Annotated in this window: 18 protein-coding genes and 2 pseudogenes; 15 read left to right on the top strand and 5 right to left on the bottom strand. The window is 44.1% G+C overall.

The features are described from left to right. Positions 1 to 22: 22 nt before the first annotated feature. Positions 23 to 158 (top strand): annotated as a pseudogene (locus ACFQI7_RS37915) (IS5/IS1182 family transposase); the annotation flags it as partial. Between the two features lie 5 nt (positions 159 to 163). After that, positions 164 to 754 carry a hypothetical protein gene (locus ACFQI7_RS13355; protein ID WP_218101543.1) on the top strand — a complete coding sequence of 197 codons (591 nt, stop codon included), beginning with the start codon at positions 164 to 166 and terminating at the stop codon, positions 752 to 754. A gap of 58 nt (positions 755 to 812) precedes the next feature. Here ACFQI7_RS13355 and ACFQI7_RS13350 read toward each other — a convergent pair whose 3' ends face one another. After that, positions 813 to 962 (bottom strand): hypothetical protein, encoded by a 150-nt coding sequence (locus tag ACFQI7_RS13350; protein ID WP_218101544.1) that lies wholly within the window; start codon positions 960 to 962, stop codon positions 813 to 815. 106 nt (positions 963 to 1,068) lie between these two features. On the opposite strand from ACFQI7_RS13350, the gene ACFQI7_RS13345 reads away from it, so the two are divergent. Continuing rightward, a complete protein-coding gene (locus ACFQI7_RS13345; RefSeq protein WP_230415415.1) occupies positions 1,069 to 1,155 on the top strand; it encodes a DUF3850 domain-containing protein in 87 nt (28 codons plus the stop codon). Between the two features lie 479 nt (positions 1,156 to 1,634). Further along, entirely contained in the window at positions 1,635 to 2,735 is a 1,101-nt protein-coding gene (locus tag ACFQI7_RS13340; protein ID WP_218101545.1) for a metallophosphoesterase family protein, read from the top strand. Between the two features lie 595 nt (positions 2,736 to 3,330). Here the strand turns inward: ACFQI7_RS13340 and ACFQI7_RS13335 are convergent. From ACFQI7_RS13335 to ACFQI7_RS13325, 3 genes are all read right to left on the bottom strand, one after another. After that, positions 3,331 to 3,864, bottom strand: a complete 534-nt coding sequence (locus tag ACFQI7_RS13335; RefSeq protein WP_218101546.1) for a DUF3995 domain-containing protein — start codon at positions 3,862 to 3,864, stop codon at positions 3,331 to 3,333. Between the two features lie 85 nt (positions 3,865 to 3,949). Beyond that, positions 3,950 to 4,447, bottom strand: coding sequence for a DUF3995 domain-containing protein (locus ACFQI7_RS13330; protein WP_218101547.1), 498 nt, complete (start codon positions 4,445 to 4,447; stop codon positions 3,950 to 3,952). A gap of 51 nt (positions 4,448 to 4,498) precedes the next feature. Continuing rightward, positions 4,499 to 5,041 carry a TetR/AcrR family transcriptional regulator gene (locus tag ACFQI7_RS13325; protein WP_218101548.1) on the bottom strand — a complete coding sequence of 181 codons (543 nt, stop codon included), beginning with the start codon at positions 5,039 to 5,041 and terminating at the stop codon, positions 4,499 to 4,501. Positions 5,042 to 5,742: 701 nt separating this feature from the next. Between ACFQI7_RS13325 and ACFQI7_RS13320 the strand changes: the two genes are divergently transcribed. Beyond that, entirely contained in the window at positions 5,743 to 5,949 is a 207-nt protein-coding gene (locus ACFQI7_RS13320; RefSeq protein WP_218101549.1) for a hypothetical protein, read from the top strand. 170 nt (positions 5,950 to 6,119) lie between these two features. Continuing rightward, positions 6,120 to 7,169 (top strand): NAD(P)-dependent alcohol dehydrogenase, encoded by a 1,050-nt coding sequence (locus tag ACFQI7_RS13315; protein ID WP_218101550.1) that lies wholly within the window; start codon positions 6,120 to 6,122, stop codon positions 7,167 to 7,169. A gap of 301 nt (positions 7,170 to 7,470) precedes the next feature. Here the strand turns inward: ACFQI7_RS13315 and ACFQI7_RS13310 are convergent, their stop codons facing one another. Next, the gene (locus ACFQI7_RS13310) at positions 7,471 to 8,709 is read right to left on the bottom strand and encodes a multidrug effflux MFS transporter (RefSeq protein ID WP_218101551.1); all 1,239 of its coding nucleotides are present in this window, start codon (positions 8,707 to 8,709) and stop codon (positions 7,471 to 7,473) included. A gap of 493 nt (positions 8,710 to 9,202) precedes the next feature. Between ACFQI7_RS13310 and ACFQI7_RS13305 the strand changes: the two genes are divergently transcribed. The 9 genes and pseudogenes from ACFQI7_RS13305 to ACFQI7_RS13265 all read left to right on the top strand — a co-directional run bounded on the left by ACFQI7_RS13305 (position 9,203) and on the right by ACFQI7_RS13265 (position 16,073). Next, positions 9,203 to 9,607, top strand: coding sequence for a M24 family metallopeptidase (locus ACFQI7_RS13305; protein WP_268966846.1), 405 nt, complete (start codon positions 9,203 to 9,205; stop codon positions 9,605 to 9,607). Continuing rightward, on the top strand, positions 9,589 to 9,810 hold the full coding sequence (locus tag ACFQI7_RS13300) for a M24 family metallopeptidase (protein ID WP_268966847.1): 222 nt from the start codon (positions 9,589 to 9,591) through the stop codon (positions 9,808 to 9,810). The genes ACFQI7_RS13305 and ACFQI7_RS13300 overlap by 19 nt, the downstream gene beginning before the upstream one ends. A 954-nt stretch (positions 9,811 to 10,764) precedes the next feature. After that, positions 10,765 to 11,097, top strand: a complete 333-nt coding sequence (locus ACFQI7_RS13295; protein ID WP_218101552.1) for a winged helix-turn-helix transcriptional regulator — start codon at positions 10,765 to 10,767, stop codon at positions 11,095 to 11,097. A gap of 193 nt (positions 11,098 to 11,290) precedes the next feature. After that, positions 11,291 to 12,019 carry an NAD(P)-dependent oxidoreductase gene (locus tag ACFQI7_RS13290; RefSeq protein ID WP_218101553.1) on the top strand — a complete coding sequence of 243 codons (729 nt, stop codon included), beginning with the start codon at positions 11,291 to 11,293 and terminating at the stop codon, positions 12,017 to 12,019. Positions 12,020 to 12,222: 203 nt separating this feature from the next. Further along, positions 12,223 to 12,306 (top strand): annotated as a pseudogene (locus ACFQI7_RS13285) (NADH pyrophosphatase zinc ribbon domain-containing protein); the annotation flags it as partial. 33 nt (positions 12,307 to 12,339) lie between these two features. Further along, entirely contained in the window at positions 12,340 to 12,738 is a 399-nt protein-coding gene (locus tag ACFQI7_RS13280; protein WP_230415403.1) for an NUDIX domain-containing protein, read from the top strand. A gap of 978 nt (positions 12,739 to 13,716) precedes the next feature. Beyond that, a complete protein-coding gene (locus ACFQI7_RS13275) occupies positions 13,717 to 14,340 on the top strand; it encodes a GyrI-like domain-containing protein (RefSeq protein ID WP_230415405.1) in 624 nt (207 codons plus the stop codon). A gap of 794 nt (positions 14,341 to 15,134) precedes the next feature. Further along, positions 15,135 to 15,323, top strand: a complete 189-nt coding sequence (locus ACFQI7_RS13270; protein WP_218101555.1) for a hypothetical protein — start codon at positions 15,135 to 15,137, stop codon at positions 15,321 to 15,323. A gap of 306 nt (positions 15,324 to 15,629) precedes the next feature. Continuing rightward, a complete protein-coding gene (locus ACFQI7_RS13265) occupies positions 15,630 to 16,073 on the top strand; it encodes a cell wall hydrolase (protein WP_218101556.1) in 444 nt (147 codons plus the stop codon). The last annotated feature ends 462 nt before the right edge of the window (positions 16,074 to 16,535 follow it).

The following is a 16,535-nucleotide window of genomic DNA, read 5'->3' as shown; positions in this document are numbered from 1 at the left end:
AAACGCATACGATTTCGTTTTTATTGAAGAGCTAGTTCCACAAGATCATCTACTCCGAAAAATTCAATCCTACATTGACTTTTCTTTCATTCTTGACAAGGTAAAGCCCTTTTACTGCGAGGATAATGGACGGCCTTCCGCAGATCCGATTCATCTCTTTAAAATGATGCTGATCGGCTATCGGCTTAGTGAAAGCAACGTGTTTCAAGAAATTTTCGATCAAGTTGTCTTCCTGGCAATCTCCCATCGGATGGTTGGTGGTCGTGTGTTGATTTCCGATTCAACTCACTTGAAAGCCAATGCCAATAAGCGAAAAATTATAAGAGAAGAAATACAACAAAGCACAAAGTCATACATAGAAGAATTGGATGACGCCGTTAGTCAAGATCGTGAGGAGCATGATGTACATGACCCTGTCCCTTATGTAGAGCGGTTGGAACACCAGGATCAGAAGTTTGGATTTGAGGAATCCTTGGAGGCTGTAGCCTTAGATGCCGGGTATTTAACTTCGTACATCTGCAAGAAGCTGCATGACAAGAAGCTATTCGCTGTTATTGGAGGAAGAGCTTTTACACCGGTCAAAGGATTGTTCGCCAAATGGCGATTTAAGTACAACCCTGAAAAGGATGTATATGTATGTCCTCAAAAACAAGAGCTAGCCTATGCTACGACAGAGCATGGCGGTTACCGCATGTACAAGTCTAAGGCTGAGCTCTGCCGCGACTGTCCTATGCTTGAGCAGTGTACACGTTAAAGTATTAGATATGTTCATTAATATTGAGGAACTTGGGAAAAGGGAGGGAGGACATACCTTAGTCCTCCGGCGTGCGGTCAAGATAAAGGTGTGTGGCCGAAGATGACTCACCCTCTTGTACTTCTTTGTTTGTTGCTTTTTCTTCGATTTCATCATGTGTATTCATACCTGGAGCGATTGTTTCATCGTCAAACTGATTTTTATCCATCACTTTCACCTCCATGGATAGATTGTCCAAATGGCATTTTAGAAATACATGGGAGGGAATCGAATGCTGAAAAATGAGACGCACAAATTGAAAACATGACCGGAATATTTTTAGCTGGTGCAGACATGGAAAAAAGAATTTCGAGGTTAGGAAAAACGACCGCGATTTCAAAGTCGGTGACCTTTTTTGTTAAGAGAGTATGATCCTGCCACTGGATACACCGGAGATTCTGACACGTTGAATATTAAGGAACATGGTCCCAGTAGGACATGGGTTCTACGTGGTTCTACGCCTGGACACGTACATCTTTGATTAGGCTTATGCTATACTGAGAGTAGTTGCGAGTTAGTTTCCGGAGGTAACGACGATGCGCTGGGAAGAGGTTCGTGAATTCGTCTGCGCCATGAAGTTGCATCGGGCACAACCTTACCGGAAGTACGGCTTTATTCACACATCCCGCGATACGCTTTAGCTTCGGGGAAAGGGGCGTGGGTAAGCGGACCCAGATGATAAGTGATGAATGGTTCGGATTGCCTTTTATCGAAGTGATCAATTGTTGTCGCAGTGAAGCGCTTCAACCGCGCCTCTTGATCATCACAAAGCATGATATGTTGTTTTTAGCTCATGTGTCTTTTATACAATGATGTAAAGTTACTGACGGGAGTGTTTAACATGAAATTACCAGAACTTTTAAGAATGGTCCCGACCGTATTTGCCGTAGGGGACGAATATCAGATCATGGTACCTGTTTCTGCAGAGTGCCTTATGTGGCTTGAAATAAAAGAAGAATGCTATTATGACGATTCTAACGGTATTCTTCGTTCTCATACTACACTGCACCGCATCAGTGTGCCGTGTCAAGCATTGGACGATGCTAGAGAATATACCGTATGCTATCGGAAAATGATTGAACGCAAGCCATATCACCCGGAAACGGAGGAGGTTGTACGTCATCGGTTTTCTTTCCGCCCAGTTCAGGGTGACAGAATCCGTATTTTTCATATTGCCGATGCACACAATCGTGTAGAGTCCCCGGTTCTGGCTGCACAGGCAAAGGAGGGTGATATCGATTTACTAGTCTTGAACGGAGATATTCCGGATCACAGTGGAGAACTTGAAAACTTTGACGCCATTTACCGCATCTGCGCTGAAGTTACGCAGGGCTGCATTCCTTGTATTTTTTCCAGAGGCAACCACGACACCCGTGGAATCTATGCCGAAAACATTGCCGAATATACCCCTACACAGCATGGAAAATCCTATTTTACCTTTCACGTGGGAAAGCTTTGGGGTTTGGTGTTAGATTGCGGTGAGGACAAGGATGATTCCCATGCAGAATATGGCAACACCATCTGTTGTCATGCATTCAGAAAGCGGCAAACAGAATTTTTGAAAAAGGTGGCACAGACACAGGAATACAATCATTACCAATATAAAGTTGTTATTGTACACAAACCATTTACTTATGTGCAGAAGCCTCCCTTTGATATCGAGCAGGATATTTATAAGGAGTGGTGCGATATCCTTAAGAAGGATATTAAGCCGGATCTTATGCTGAGCGGTCATCTGCATAGAACCGCGGTCTGGATGCCGGGATGTCCCGAGGATCATCTGGGTCAACCATGTCCAGTTGTAGTGGGTGCAAAGCCTCTTCCGAAGGGGGAAGATGGAAAGGCAGGATTTATCGGTGCGGCAATTACGTTGGATGAAGGCCAGATATCGGTACAGTTTGTGGACGATAAGAAGAATATTCTGGAGGAGATCCAATTTTAACGTTTATGTTTTTGTAAGCAAAAAGCGATTAGTGCAATCCATCCTTGACTTCATTACCGCACGTTCACTGGCTCCGTAGATAGGCGGTCACAGTAGAAAATAAATCAATCCGAGCATATGTCGATCAGTTTGTATCCAGACTGACAATATAACGATTTAATAAAATTAAACCCAAAGCACATCGTCTTTTGACGGTGTGTTTTTTTCCGAATGCAGGTCGGGAATGGGATAAAGTTCTAGTCAACTATAGTCCGACGACACAAACATATGTGCATAATCGTTTAACGACACAAACATATGCGTATAATCGCGAATGAACTTATCCCGTAATTGATGTGTTATATATTGAATGCACGGAATGCGTTCCGCCGCTTTCGGGTAATCGTTGCAAACAGGTAGCACTGGGTTGTTAATCCGGGCGAATTGAGAACCGTATCCACCGCTCGCTGGACATCCGTTTCAGAATACAGAAGAGCATTTGAAGATATTTTAGCACTCGTTCACTGCAGAACAATCGAGGGCAGAGGATCAAAGGTGTCCCCCAATATATATGAGCCTTCTCTCAATACGGGCTTGGCGTATTTGCTTATTTCTATCATATTCTACTGTGATAAAACCAAGCAGCCAAACCGTAGAGAATACCTCCAAGAAAAAAATTCCCATCCATTGCCCGGCTTGACCATAGCGTGTACGTTGATATATGTTTATCTCCATATATTTGCTCATAAGTCAATCCAGTGATCCCATTTGGCAGCAGGTCTGTTGTCCGAAAAAAATCGTCGACAAATCCTGCGCCTCCACGCAGAATCAATACCACGCATCCAATGCAACAAGCAATATATATAATTCGACGAGGAATAAACCGACCCCAAGATTGAACAGTTGCAAGTGGAGCTATAGTGCCGGCGGCAAACATTATGATGACAATGTAAAAATAAATCCATTCTGAAAGATTCGTGGGAAGAGGAGGAATTGGATTAGATGCATCACCAAGGCCAAAGCGCCCACCAAAAGCCCAGTAAATATGAAATAAAATAAATACAGCAACCCAAACAAACGACGCATAACCAGGCCAAGTTCTTTTTGACCGCACAGAAGATGGTCTAGTACCCCATTTTTTGTAAATCATTTACTAACAACTCCTCTCTAGAATTAGTGGTCAAAAGGAGTTACCGATTAAAGGAAGGGTCCATTCGAACGCAATTTTACTACTTTCATCTTTGCGTCCTGCGAAGGTAAATTCGGGTTGTCGTTACAAAAAGAATCGCCCCGATAATCACATAAGCATCAAAAAATCTACCTGCCCAAATTACATAAACTGATTCCGAACTTCCAAAGAAACCGTGTGGCAGGGTTCCGGTTACTCTCATCATCTGGTCGATACCGCCCGCTCCACCTCGCAGGACAAGCAGAATACACCCAGTCCAAGCAGGGATTAACACAATCCACCGTGGTACCAAAATACCCCATGATCGGACGGCCGCGAGAGAAACGAAAGCACCTGCTAAACACATTATGGTCACGATAATATCCGCCGCTACTTCTATTGAATCGTTGTTGTTAGTACCTGGATCGCTCGAAACCGCATAGTATCCTCCGAGAGCAGAGTAGATATGAGCCGCTGCGAAAACGATCATCCAGATACTGGTTGCGTACACAATCCAGCTTTTTGACCTTGTGAGTGGAATCATGATTTCTCCCTTGCTACTCATCAATATACTCCCTTTCATAAAGAATCAATATGATCAAGCGTTTTGTTACTTTTACTTTGTTGATGGAGATGTCAGTAAGTTGAAAAGCTTCTGTATCTCTCTGTAGAGTACTTCTAGATCTTGACCTTGGATTGGTGGAAAGAGATGTTGACTTCCCACATGGAGGCTGTAAAAAAGCCGGGCCATATCGCGAGAACGTTCACGATCATGACAGATTTGCCATAGGATCTCTTCGATATATTCAATTCGTTTTTCGTCAATGCGCTTTTGGTATGATGCTACAAATGGGTCCATTAAGGCCCAAGCCCGTATGGCCACTTCTAGCTCGTATCTTCGTTCTAGTGATGTTTTCATGATGAGCTCAAACTTATCGAGGGGTGAAAGTTGTTGTTCTGCAATATTTATGGTCCTGAGCGTTCTCTCATTTTCAAATAAGGAGAGAAGACTCTCTTTATAGCTCTGCCAGTTTTGAAAGTGATGGTAGAATGACCCTTTCGTCACTCCTAAACGGCTTGTGAGAGTATCAATAGTCAAGAGGCCCGCCCCTTGTTCACCCAGCAGTGAAAACCCTTCCTCCAACCATTTCAGTTTCATTTTTGTTGTCATCCTATCGACTCCCTTAAAAATCCATTATCTCTACATCGATAACCATACCATACCGTATGGTATGCCGTAAAGTAATGATCTCGAAGACCAACTGGAAGCATTTCCACTATCCTGCCGGTCCCTCGGTACGATTTAGTTTTCTCACTAATGCTCGCTATTGGTGTCCCTTAAGTGTATAAAAAAAGAGTGTTGTTCAACGACCGGGCGGAATATGAAAATCAATCCTGAATTAATCCGTTCGCACAGGGAGGATGAAGTGACGATGTGTCAAGGTACGAGTATGCGGATTGAACAGGCTGCCGCAGAAAAAAATCGGCAGCCTGTTCAGCTAAATGGGCGGATAGCGTGGCTAAGGATACTAGATCGGTGTAGCAAGAGATAGGCCAGATGAGTTGTCACAATCAGGCGGGCTTTGTTCATTCTTATCCGACCGTCAGATCGGATTAGTCTTTTGTATTGTTAACATAATATTTATTATGGAAAGTGTGCATAGCCAAGAAATCGAGAAGGCAACTGTATTTTTAATTTTCGTTGTGATTAATACAACAAATAAAAAGACTAAACAGTAACTTTTGGAGCCTATTTTATGTTGTATCCAAACATCAACTTGATGCGCATAAAAGATGCTAGCATGGTCTATCCTATTCATTGGTTCAAAGAGCCAGATGTAAAAAAAGGAGGGGCCAAACATGGGAACAGCAGGACAAAGGTGGCAGCAACAGTGCCAGGAGATCCAAAATGCTTGCTCCAGTAACAACTGGAGTGAGGTGATCCAAAGGTGCAATGAGCTGATCCAGTATGCGCAACAGCAATCGGGTGTTACATCAGCGTTAGATACACAAAACAATGCACGGCAACAACAGTTACTAATTCAAGCGCATGCCCAGCAAGACTAGTTGCAGTAATAGCAAATCAATGGCATTGGAGATTACTTCGAGTAGCAGACCCAAGAGCAATCGAACGTCAAATCGGGACCTACCTCTAAAGTCCTTTCTATACAGAAAAGAGTGGAAACTAATAATGTTGTCGTCTCCATGACGATTAAATGATTGCAGGAGGCTAGACTATGATTTCTGTTAATGCACGCGCAACATTCAGTCCAGAAGGTCCATTCAAACTGACCACGATAGAACGAAGGAATCTTAAGCCGCATGATGTCCTCATTGAGATAAAGTACGCTGGTATTTGCCACTCTGATATACATACAGCTCGCGGCGACTGGGGACCGGTGAACTATCCTCTTGTTCCAGGCCACGAGATTGCCGGAATCGTCACCCAGGTTGGTTCGGAAGTCAGCAAGTATGCCATTGGCGACCGAGTAGGGGTAGGCTGCATGGTTGACTCCTGCGGAGAGTGCGTTAACTGCCATAAGGGAGAGGAGCAGTATTGTATTAGTGGCAATACGGGCACCTACGCAGCCATCGATCGGTACGGGCAATATACGCAGGGTGGTTATTCCACCCATATCGTCGTAACCGAAGACTTCGTGGTTAGAATTCCTGACGGTATGGAGCTTGATGTCGCCGCTCCTTTGCTGTGTGCCGGCATCACAACATATTCGCCGCTGCGTCATTGGGAAGCCGCTCCTGGCAAGAAAGTAGCAGTTGTTGGACTTGGCGGGCTTGGACATATGGCTGTGAAACTCGCTCATGCCATGGGGGCTGAGGTTACGGTTCTATCACAGTCATTGAAGAAGAAAGAAGACGGTTTGCGGCTGGGCGCGGACCATTATTTTGCCACGAGCGATCCTGAGACCTTTAAGAAATTGGCTGGTTATTTCGACCTCATCGTGAATACCGTGAGCGCGCAGATCGATATAAACGCCTACCTTTCACTCTTGGCGCTGGACGGTACATTGGTCAATGTGGGTGCGCCAGCGGAACCGTTGCCAGTTCAGGTATTTTCGCTTATCCCTCATCGTCGGTCGTTTGCCGGCTCGATGATCGGCGGTATTCGAGAAACGCAGGAAATGCTTAATTTTTGCGCTGAACACAACATTGCTCCTGAGATTGAAGTGATTTCCGCTAATCAAATTGATGAAGCGTGGGAGCGCGTATTAGCTTCAAACGTACGGTATCGATTTGTAATCGACATCAGCACGATGGAGAATGAATAACAATTCAATAATTTACGGTAGGAGAAACATGTGGAATATAATAATAAAATGTATTTTGAGAAATATGGAGACCTGTTGGTACCCGGTTAAAGCAATAGGAACGTATAATAAAAGCGAAAATTTGGGAGATATCTGTGATGAAATCCGCTAAGCAAGCGGATTTTTTTATACAATGGTTCAAATTTTGCAAAAGGAAAGCGGAGAACGAAGATGTACGAAGACGAAGGTACGCTGAACGAATAAAAAAACAGCCAAACACCTCGATTCAATGTTTGGCCGTTTCGTTTCATTTATCTTTGTTTCAAAATTGCTCCACCTGCTTCTTTACCCCGAAGCTTCCTGCTTTTTTAATCGAACCTCGTTTCACTAAAAGGAAGTAGGACAGCATCGCTGCTGCGCTTGTTGTCAAAATAATGACACCGAGCGGAACAGCCGTGCTTTCCCCGGCAATGCCGACTAGCGGAGAAACGACCGCACCAAGCAAAAAGGGTATAACGCCCATCAGTGCAGCCGCACTACCAGCCATATGGCCCTGGCTCTCCATCGCAAGAGGAAAAGCTGCCGTGGATGTAATGCCGATGGCCGCTACGAAGAAAACGAGCGGAATCACGAGTGTGTACAGCGGCCCGTGGAACATCGCAACCAATAAGACGGCGATGCTGGCTGCGCCGGCAAGCCATAGACCGAACTGCAGAAAGGTCTGCTCCGACACACGGTGAGCCATTCGACCGACCAATTGCGAGCCGATAATCAGGGAGATGCCATTTGATCCGAACAACAGAGCAAATACCGTAGGGGAAACTCCGTAAATATTTTGATAAATAAAAGGAGTTCCGGAAACGTACGCGAATACCCCCGCGATCATGATCCCCTGCGCGAGCATATAGCCCGTAAATGAGCGATCACGCAAAAGCGATCCATAGTTTCGCAGTTGTTGAGTAAAATCGCTGGGACTGCGGCGCTCGACAGGCAGCGTCTCTTGGAGACTCCATTTTGTCATGGCAAGGAGGTAAATTCCCAGCAGCGCCAAAGCGATAAATACGCCGACCCAGCTTGTGAGCGCTAGAACACCGCTTCCGGTTACCGGTGCCACAAGCGGGCCCAAATTTCCGACAAGCAAGAGAAGCGAGAAAAATTTGGTGAGCTCGTGACCACTAAACATATCGCGAGCAATTGCACGGGAGATGACGATACCCGCCGACGCAACAAACCCCTGCACGAGCCGCGACAGGATCAGCAGCCAAATATTCGGTGAGATCGCACAAGCTAAAGCTGCCACAACATAGATTACCATGGAAATGAGCAGCGGCTTGCGCCTTCCATAGACGTCGCTAAGCGAACCCATGACCAGTTGGCCGATGCCAAGTCCCAATAAACAGGCGGTCAGGCTGAGCTGGACGAGGGAAGCTGTCGTACCGAAACGCTCAACAATTTGAGGAAAAGCGGGCAAATACATATCGATGGTAAAAGGCCCAAGTGTCGAAAATAAACCAAGCAGCAGAGCTAGTCTAACGGCAGTCTGGCTGTTCTTGTTAGTCATCGTATAAGTTTCTCCTATTTCTTCATTCCATATCCGGAACTCTTCTCTCTATTTTGTTACACCATATCATAACTGTACTCGTTTTGACAACAGTTTTTAGTGATGAAAGAATAGCCGTTTGGAGTGGTACCATGAGTTGGAAACCAAAAATTCCCAGAGAATCAACCCTTGTTAGGTGACAAGAACTTTAATCTCATTCACGACAGATGGCAGGGAGGAGGTACAATCAAACTCATTAAGCTAAACCAGCAAGGGCGTCAGATCGGTAACCTATCAAAAAGTTTCCTGTATGCATTTTGTTTGAGCTAAATATACAAGTAATTTGAGCTGGTAAGCAATCGGTTCAAGTTCAGAAGCGTCCGGTGGCAGCCATTCGCGGATTACCTCTAGCCGGGCTGACGGGATTTCTTGCCTCCCGGGCAAGCTCCCATACGCCCGATGTGAATCCGCTGGTCTACAGGGGCTCTCGTCGGCGTTTGCCAGCATCTTTCTAATGATTACAAGCATCGCTGCAGCCGGCGCCTTATTGAGCATTGCTTTGCGCGAACCAACCTGTATCTCCGTGAATGAGGTGGCTGCGCATGGCATTCCAGGTCCTCGGGTACTGGAGGAAGGGGACGTCGTTAATATTGATGTGTCGGCGGAGCTGGGCGGATATTATGCTGACACCGGGGCAACGATAGTGGTAGGAACTCGTTCGCCTCACAAGGAAAAGCTGTGTCAGAGCTCGCTTCGCGCGCTGCATCAGGGGCTTCAGAAGGCCAGGGCGGGTGCGAAGATCAGCGGCATCGGACGGGCAATTCACAACGAAGCCCGCAAGGACGGCTTCACCGTGATCCGCAATTTGTCGGGCACGGCATTGGCCGCGAACTGCATGAGATGCCGGACAGCATTCTGAATTACTATGATCCGCGAGACAGCAGGCTGCTCACGAACTTACTAGTGCTCGCGGTGGAAACCTTTGTATCGGACGGAGCGGAATTTGTAGAAGAGAGCGATGACGGTTGGGGGCTGCTGCTGCCGGAGCATCACTATGCCGCACAGTTTGAGCACACGATTGTCATTACCAAAGGTATGCCGCTCATTTTAACAGCGGTGTAATGTCACCTCGGATCTTAATCATTTGAAAAAACGGCTTCCTTCACTTCAATGGCAGCCGTTTTTTCGTGCGCATTCAGAGTAAGTTCAGCAGTGGGTGTGATTACGAAATTGAAGATCTCTCCAGAAGACAGCAGTACACGGTCACAGCTTAATTGAAGAATCATATAAGTGTCGGATGACAAGAAAATAGTCCGATTAATATCCGCCTAAATGGCGCTTTTTTATTTTATCGGATCATATTCTTGTCATTTCCACAAACTACAAATGAAAGGATTTCAGCGAAATCAGTCCATTTTTCATTGTAAGTAACCTCGGTTCGTGCTGAATTTAATCGATATCTCGATTACCATTAATATCAACAACAAGAAATGATGGAAAGGGCCACTCAAGGCGTGTCATTATTTTTGCTGCTAATTCAACGCTTGAGCATATTGAAATATCGTTGGTACGACTCAAAACATTTTGACGTTAACAAGTTTTATGCAGTGAGCAAAAGGCGAAGTTTCTGAGTGAATATCCTGCGAACATATAATACGGCCGTGCTTTAAAGTACGTCCTGTTATCCAATTTTTTATACTAGCATAGTGCTTCACACGCGGCTTCTGCAGCGATACAGCCCAATAAGCATGGTGGGAATATACCGGACAAACGGCCATGCAGGTAGCACTTGCGGCAATGCAGGCCAACTCACATGTTCCTTGCGTTGGTAATTTACCCAGAAAGGTTTTAACTACTTTTGATAATTTGTTTGTAACTAAACGCAGAGCTCTCTCCAATTGTGGACTGATCGTTATTTTTTAGTGCCATCGTTTTTAAATTTGATAGAGTTGGGGCGATTAATGTCTTTATCCCTTTTTAGTTTCAATGATTGACTTGATTGTATAGCTATCGTAAAATTTTGTTATGTTAATATTAGGTAATGCACTTACTTAAAAGTAAGGGGATGATTTATCTATGATTCATCAGCGTGAATGTCCAGTTGAGACACTCATTCATGTTTTAGGTGGCAAATGGAAGCCAATGATTTTATGGCATTTGATTGAATCCAAAAAGCGATTCAACGATCTGGAAAAGCTTATACCTGATGTTTCACAAAAAATGCTTTCACAACATCTACGAGATTTGGAACGAGAAGGCATAGTCGATAGAACGGTCTACCCTGCTATCCCTCCAAAAGTGGAATATTCTCTTAGTGAATACGGCAGAACATTGATTCCTGTAGCAGAAGTAATGTGTGCTTGGGGAGAAAATCATAATAAGCGGAAATTTGAAGAATCAGCGTCTTAAAGCTGGTTCAATGAACTTGTACACTAATTCAATCAACTCAAAACAAAAGCTGCCGCGGGATTCCGGGCAGCTTTTGTTTACCCTTACTTTTAAGTAAGTACCCTACTTTAAAGTGGGTTCTTAACATAATTTAGAAGCGATGCTAAGCTTGAGTTAACCCAATATTGGAGCTATTAAAGAGGAGGAAAGAACAATGAAAATAATTGTTTTTGGAGCGACGGGGAATACAGGGAAAAGAGTGCTGGCACAAGGAATAAAAATGGGGCATGAAATGACCGCATTTGTGCGAAATTCTGAGAAGCTTTATGATCAACTAGGTGAGCATTCCGCAAAGCATGTGAAGGTGATCGTGGACGATATTATGGATCCGGTCAGCGTCGGTGAGGCGCTCGCGCATCAAGACGCCGCTATTATTGCAGCCGGCCATGCGGGCCAGGGAGACGAGTTTGTTCGTATCGTCGATAACATTATAAGCCAATGTGAATTCCAACCTAGTTTCTCTGGCCGGGTATGGTTAATGGGAGGAGCCGGTCTGCTCGAGATTCCATATACTGAACTTATCGGCAACAATTTACCCGGCTTCCCGCCTGAGTATAGAAATCACAACCGGAATTTCGAAAGGCTACAACAGACTGGGCTCGATTGGTCCATTATGTGTCCGGGAACAATGATTGATTCGAGAGAGTATCCAGATCCGGTACATCTGCATGTAACAACGGAAATTTTGCCCATTCCGATTCCGGAGACGATCAAGGAATATTCCGAGGCAGATATAGCCGGTCACTTGTTCAGCCGACTTCAAGAGTTGGATGTTGCTTATGACGATGTCGCAATATGTATGCTGGACCATATTGAGCTTGGAGGAGCATTTAAAAGAAAAAGGGTCGGTCTAGCCTATCAAAGCGATATTACGGTGCACTGAGGAGAAGGGGGATAATTGGTTTGTAGTTTGGATTACTGCTCGTTTTGCATATATTGGCTTCGATCGCCATAATTGCGATTCCACCTCAGTTTGATCGCATAGTGAGAACAAGTTCTTCGCAAACAAGTATTGGAGGGGCCCGCCAGAAGTAAGGTACAATCGGAGCGAGACAATGATTTCCTTATAATGGGAGTGGATTACAGATGAGATACAGCTATTGTCCAAAATGTGGGGGGGCCCTGCGACTTAACGAGAACGAGAGGCTCGTCTGCAGCGCGTGCGGATTTGTGTTTTACCAGAATCCATCGGCGAGCGTAGCTATGATTCTCATCCGGAACGGCAAGGTGCTGCTTGGCCGAAAGAGGGGACGCTACAGCGGGCAATGGTGTGTGCCATGCGGTTATGTGGAGTGGGGAGAAGATGTGTATGAGGCGGCAAAGCGTGAAATGTTGGAGGAGACGGGGCTGCGCATAGAGATTACCTCTCTCTATACCGTCACTTCCCTTTATGGAGAGCCGTACCTAGGCACTGAATGGTATAATCCAGAGCAGCAGAGCGTCATGATCTGGTTTCTGGCCAAAGAGACCGGCGGCGAGCTTCGTGCGGGAGATGACATCGACCAAGTAGGTTATTTCTCATACGAGGAGCTCCCCCGAATCGCTTTTCCAGTACATGAAATCGTGATTCGCAAATTGCTGGAGGAGCAGCTCATAAGCTAGCCAAACAGAGATCATCTAAACACATATCGATATTGATCTCATTTACGCCAAGGTTTCACATTAACGGAGAACGATTGCTTAATAACCAACTAAGACGCGGCTGCCGGCATAAATCGGCAGCCGCGTCTTAGTTAACTAGCAGGTTAGTGATAATTAGGGCACTTTCAGAATAGAGAAATAATAGGGGGAATTTATACCATACTATAGCGTACAGCTACCATGAAAGAACGGATTAACTTTCATCGCTCTGTGGTGCACGCTTTATGCGGCATGAATGGCTAAAGGGTGGGATCAAATGAAAGTTAGAATAATACTATTCGTCGTAATAGTATTGTTTGCATCATGTCTTCAAGGATGCGAACCCCAAATTGTACTTAATGGAGAATCAGAACATTGGAAAGGAATAGTCACACTAAAAGAAATGAGTCTTCAAGAATTAAAATATTCACATTTGTTCAATACTGACTTAATTGGCGATGGGAGTATGACTATTAGACCTCACGGTGATAAAATACTCAACAAAAACGTATAAAGTGAAGGTAGTTCTTCTTCTCGCTATATCGATTTGATAAAGTACGAGGAAATCAAAAGTTGGCTGAAAAAAGCAAAGGCGGCAATAGTTTTAGAATGGTTCGAGAATGGCAAGCAACACACTGAAACGATCGCTGCTAATTAAACTAGAACATAATTAAAATTGTAAGTTCTTTGAACTACCGGGTAACGATAGTGTGGAGCTGCCGCAGGGGAGCTCCACTTTTTATAAACTATGAAGTAACTGGCAGTTTAATGCAACTTCCATGTAATTCAAGGGGGCGATTCTTGGGCAAGAAACTGCTTTTTACATACAAATAAAGGAAAATCTATTCTGTTGGCGTATATTATAAAGTGATCATGGGTGAATGATGACGCTAAATGACATCATGAAGTTGCCGCAGAGGAAATGTCGGATTATATATATTTTAAAAGGAGATATCGGCTTTGAGTAAAAAGGTAGATTATAAAAAAGATTATAAGCAACTCTATATGCCAAAAACGGTGCCGGAAATTGTGGTAGTGCCGAAGATGCCATTTTTTATGGTCAGTGGATCTGGGGACCCTAATGGCGAGGAATTCGCCAAGGTAACAGAAGCTTTGTACAGCATGAGTTATGCGGTGCGAATGTCTTACAAAAGTGAAGATGTACCCGTTGGATATTATGAATATACGGTTTTTCCACTTGAGGGCGAATGGGACTTGCTTGATCGGTCAAAACCCGCGACAGACAAAAACAATTATAAGTATACGATAATGATACGCCAACCAGATTTTTTGACTGAAGAATGGTTCGAGCGATTTTGGGAACAGACGAAAAGGAAAAAACAAAACCCGTTCCTTGAGAAAGTGAGGTTTGAGCATGTGGAAGATGGATTGAGTTGTCAGATGATGCATATTGGAAGCTTTGACGATGAGCCGGAAAGTTTTGCGCGAATGGAAGCATTTTGTACTGAATATGGTTTTATCCGTTCAAGCAAAATTCATCGGGAAATTTATTTATCGGATCCCCGTAAGACTGAACCGTCAAAGATGAAAACGGTGTTAAGATTCCTAGTAAACAAACCCTGATATTCGGATATTAGAATTCGACTGACGTTCTGAAAAAGGGCAGTTTAGTTATGTCCAATAAGTACCATGTGTTCCATTTGGAAGTCAAGTACAATAGATTTTACTCAATCAAGGAGTGGTGAATCTAATGATATATAGTAGTACAGAATGTGCAATTGAATATGCCCAACGTGGTGCAATTGATGATTGGATTTAGTTATTTCTTAGAAATGATGAAAAAAAATTGCATTGGCTGACGGGTAATTGCAGAAAAAGAGGTACTATATCGGTCCGGTCGTAACGGATATATCCGAGTTTGGAGTTGAAGAAGGGGCTCCATCGTAACTCTAAAATCGGGGAAAGTTTTGCCAATTTCGGAAAAGAAACGCCCATATAAAGTTTCCTCTAGTATTTCTTCTTTCGAAGGAGTACCAACTAATGGCACTGACCCTGACTGTGTAACTACTGAATTTGTTTCAATGATGAGTAATAAGCAGGATACTTACAATGCAAATTTGTTAATATTAGGGGAATTAACAGCATTTGAATAGGAATTTTGCACGTCTAAATTAAAAACAAATCTGGAAGAGCCTGTGTTTGAAAAAATTTATATTTGGTACTGCTTTTGGATCGTAATTTCTGCTTCGTTGTTGCGTTTGCCTCCGACTCAATCCATGCGTTTTTATTTCCTATTAAGTTTCGGTTCAATGAGCAGAGTATTGAAATAGGAAACGAATATCAGGTTCTAAATTATAAATGGCAGTGTGGTTACTCTTCCATGGAAGAAAGCTTCAAATCTATTTGGGGGCGACATAATGGATGAGAAAGCTTGGATAGACGAAATGCTGAAGTTATATAGCGATGAAAGTTTCAAACTGTTGTCATATGATAATGTGAAAGCAGACTTTGACGACGGCAGTTTTAATTACGGGCATGCAGACCTAACTTGTGTTTTGGATGGGAGTCCTTTGAAAGTTAGGACAATTGTAACAGGTAACATTTAGATTAAATGGTAATCCCAAACAAATTTGTGCTTTCCATCCTTCAGAAACGAAACCTAATTCAATTCCGGAATTAGCAATGTGGAACAAACTGGTTTGTGGTGGTGCAACATTCTAAGAAAAATGTTTCACTAACGGAGTACGATAGCGTGGAGCTGCCACAAGGACAGCTCCTTTTTGAGGTTCATTGAAGTAACGGGCAGAAGAGTGTGGTGGAACGGCTATTTATTATCGCTCTCTATTTTGCCAGAGTAACACATCCGCTTCACTTACAATATGATGAGTCTAGAAATCTAAAGAGGTGAGCCAATGGCAGTCGTAAAAGCCAGGAAACAGGATATTGATATGTTGGCAAGGTTGCTTCGAGCTGAAGCTGAGACCGAAGGTGAACTGGGCATGCTCCTTGTTGGGAATGTTGGCATTAACCGAGTAAGAGCGAATTGCTCCGATTTTAAAGGAATCCGGACAATTCCCCAAATGATCAACCAGCCGCATGCGTTTGAAGCGTTGCAGCATGGTTTGTACTATCAAAACGCAAGAGAGAGGGAACGCCGCCTAGCGCAACGGGCTGTGAATGGGGAGCGGAATTGGCCAGGCAAATTCTCCCTATGGTATTTCCGCCCAGGAACGTTCGAAAATCCCGGGCCATGTCCGCCAACTTGGTATAACCAGCCGCTCGTAGGGCGATGGAAGAAGCATTGTTTTTATGAACCGACCGCGAAAGAATGTGAAAGTGTATATACTACGTTTTAATTTTATAAACGAAAAGAGCTCAGGATCTCTTAACCTGACTTGTCACAGCCATGTGTCGGTTATCACGGTCATTATTCGGAAACTATACCGACGTGACATGCCGTCCGAAGTCCTATTATAGGATCAACAAGTTCTTGTCATTTGTCAATGTCAAGGACATTGTCCGGTTCCCGATCGGTGACAAGAACACGAGCCAAAGTCGGAAACGCCACCCCATCGAAAAGAACGACGTTTTTCAAGAGCTTGAAGTGGGCCGACGATCACGACCGGATAAGTAGCATGGGAACATGCATATGATCAAATCTATGTGTTTGACGACAAACTGATCTCGAGAAAGCTACCCCGAAAATTTCACATAGCATAGATCTAAAATTGGCAATACGAAACTAAGCCCAGCTTTAGTGTTTTTTTAAAAACTGTGCTTCATAGAATTTATGTGAAATCAAGATGGTTACGAGGCTG

The sequence above is a fragment of the Paenibacillus allorhizosphaerae genome (genome assembly GCF_042659105.1).
GTDB classification, from domain to species: domain Bacteria; phylum Bacillota; class Bacilli; order Paenibacillales; family NBRC-103111; genus Paenibacillus_G; species Paenibacillus_G allorhizosphaerae.
The sequence above is the reverse complement of the archived record's forward strand: the minus strand, read 5'-3'. Positions and strand labels throughout refer to the sequence as shown.

Coding starts and splice junctions, on each gene's coding strand:
- ACFQI7_RS13355 (WP_218101543.1), top strand. CDS start 164: ATGATGCTGATCGGCTATCGGCTTAGTGAAAGCAACGTGTTTCAAGAA.
- ACFQI7_RS13350 (WP_218101544.1), bottom strand. CDS start 962: ATGGATAAAAATCAGTTTGACGATGAAACAATCGCTCCAGGTATGAAT.
- ACFQI7_RS13340 (WP_218101545.1), top strand. CDS start 1,635: ATGAAATTACCAGAACTTTTAAGAATGGTCCCGACCGTATTTGCCGTA.
- ACFQI7_RS13335 (WP_218101546.1), bottom strand. CDS start 3,864: ATGATTTACAAAAAATGGGGTACTAGACCATCTTCTGTGCGGTCAAAA.
- ACFQI7_RS13330 (WP_218101547.1), bottom strand. CDS start 4,447: ATGAGTAGCAAGGGAGAAATCATGATTCCACTCACAAGGTCAAAAAGC.
- ACFQI7_RS13325 (WP_218101548.1), bottom strand. CDS start 5,041: ATGAAACTGAAATGGTTGGAGGAAGGGTTTTCACTGCTGGGTGAACAA.
- ACFQI7_RS13320 (WP_218101549.1), top strand. CDS start 5,743: ATGGGAACAGCAGGACAAAGGTGGCAGCAACAGTGCCAGGAGATCCAA.
- ACFQI7_RS13315 (WP_218101550.1), top strand. CDS start 6,120: ATGATTTCTGTTAATGCACGCGCAACATTCAGTCCAGAAGGTCCATTC.
- ACFQI7_RS13310 (WP_218101551.1), bottom strand. CDS start 8,709: ATGACTAACAAGAACAGCCAGACTGCCGTTAGACTAGCTCTGCTGCTT.
- ACFQI7_RS13305 (WP_268966846.1), top strand. CDS start 9,203: ATGATTACAAGCATCGCTGCAGCCGGCGCCTTATTGAGCATTGCTTTG.
- ACFQI7_RS13300 (WP_268966847.1), top strand. CDS start 9,589: ATGCCGGACAGCATTCTGAATTACTATGATCCGCGAGACAGCAGGCTG.
- ACFQI7_RS13295 (WP_218101552.1), top strand. CDS start 10,765: ATGATTCATCAGCGTGAATGTCCAGTTGAGACACTCATTCATGTTTTA.
- ACFQI7_RS13290 (WP_218101553.1), top strand. CDS start 11,291: ATGAAAATAATTGTTTTTGGAGCGACGGGGAATACAGGGAAAAGAGTG.
- ACFQI7_RS13280 (WP_230415403.1), top strand. CDS start 12,340: ATGATTCTCATCCGGAACGGCAAGGTGCTGCTTGGCCGAAAGAGGGGA.
- ACFQI7_RS13270 (WP_218101555.1), top strand. CDS start 15,135: ATGGATGAGAAAGCTTGGATAGACGAAATGCTGAAGTTATATAGCGAT.
- ACFQI7_RS13265 (WP_218101556.1), top strand. CDS start 15,630: ATGGCAGTCGTAAAAGCCAGGAAACAGGATATTGATATGTTGGCAAGG.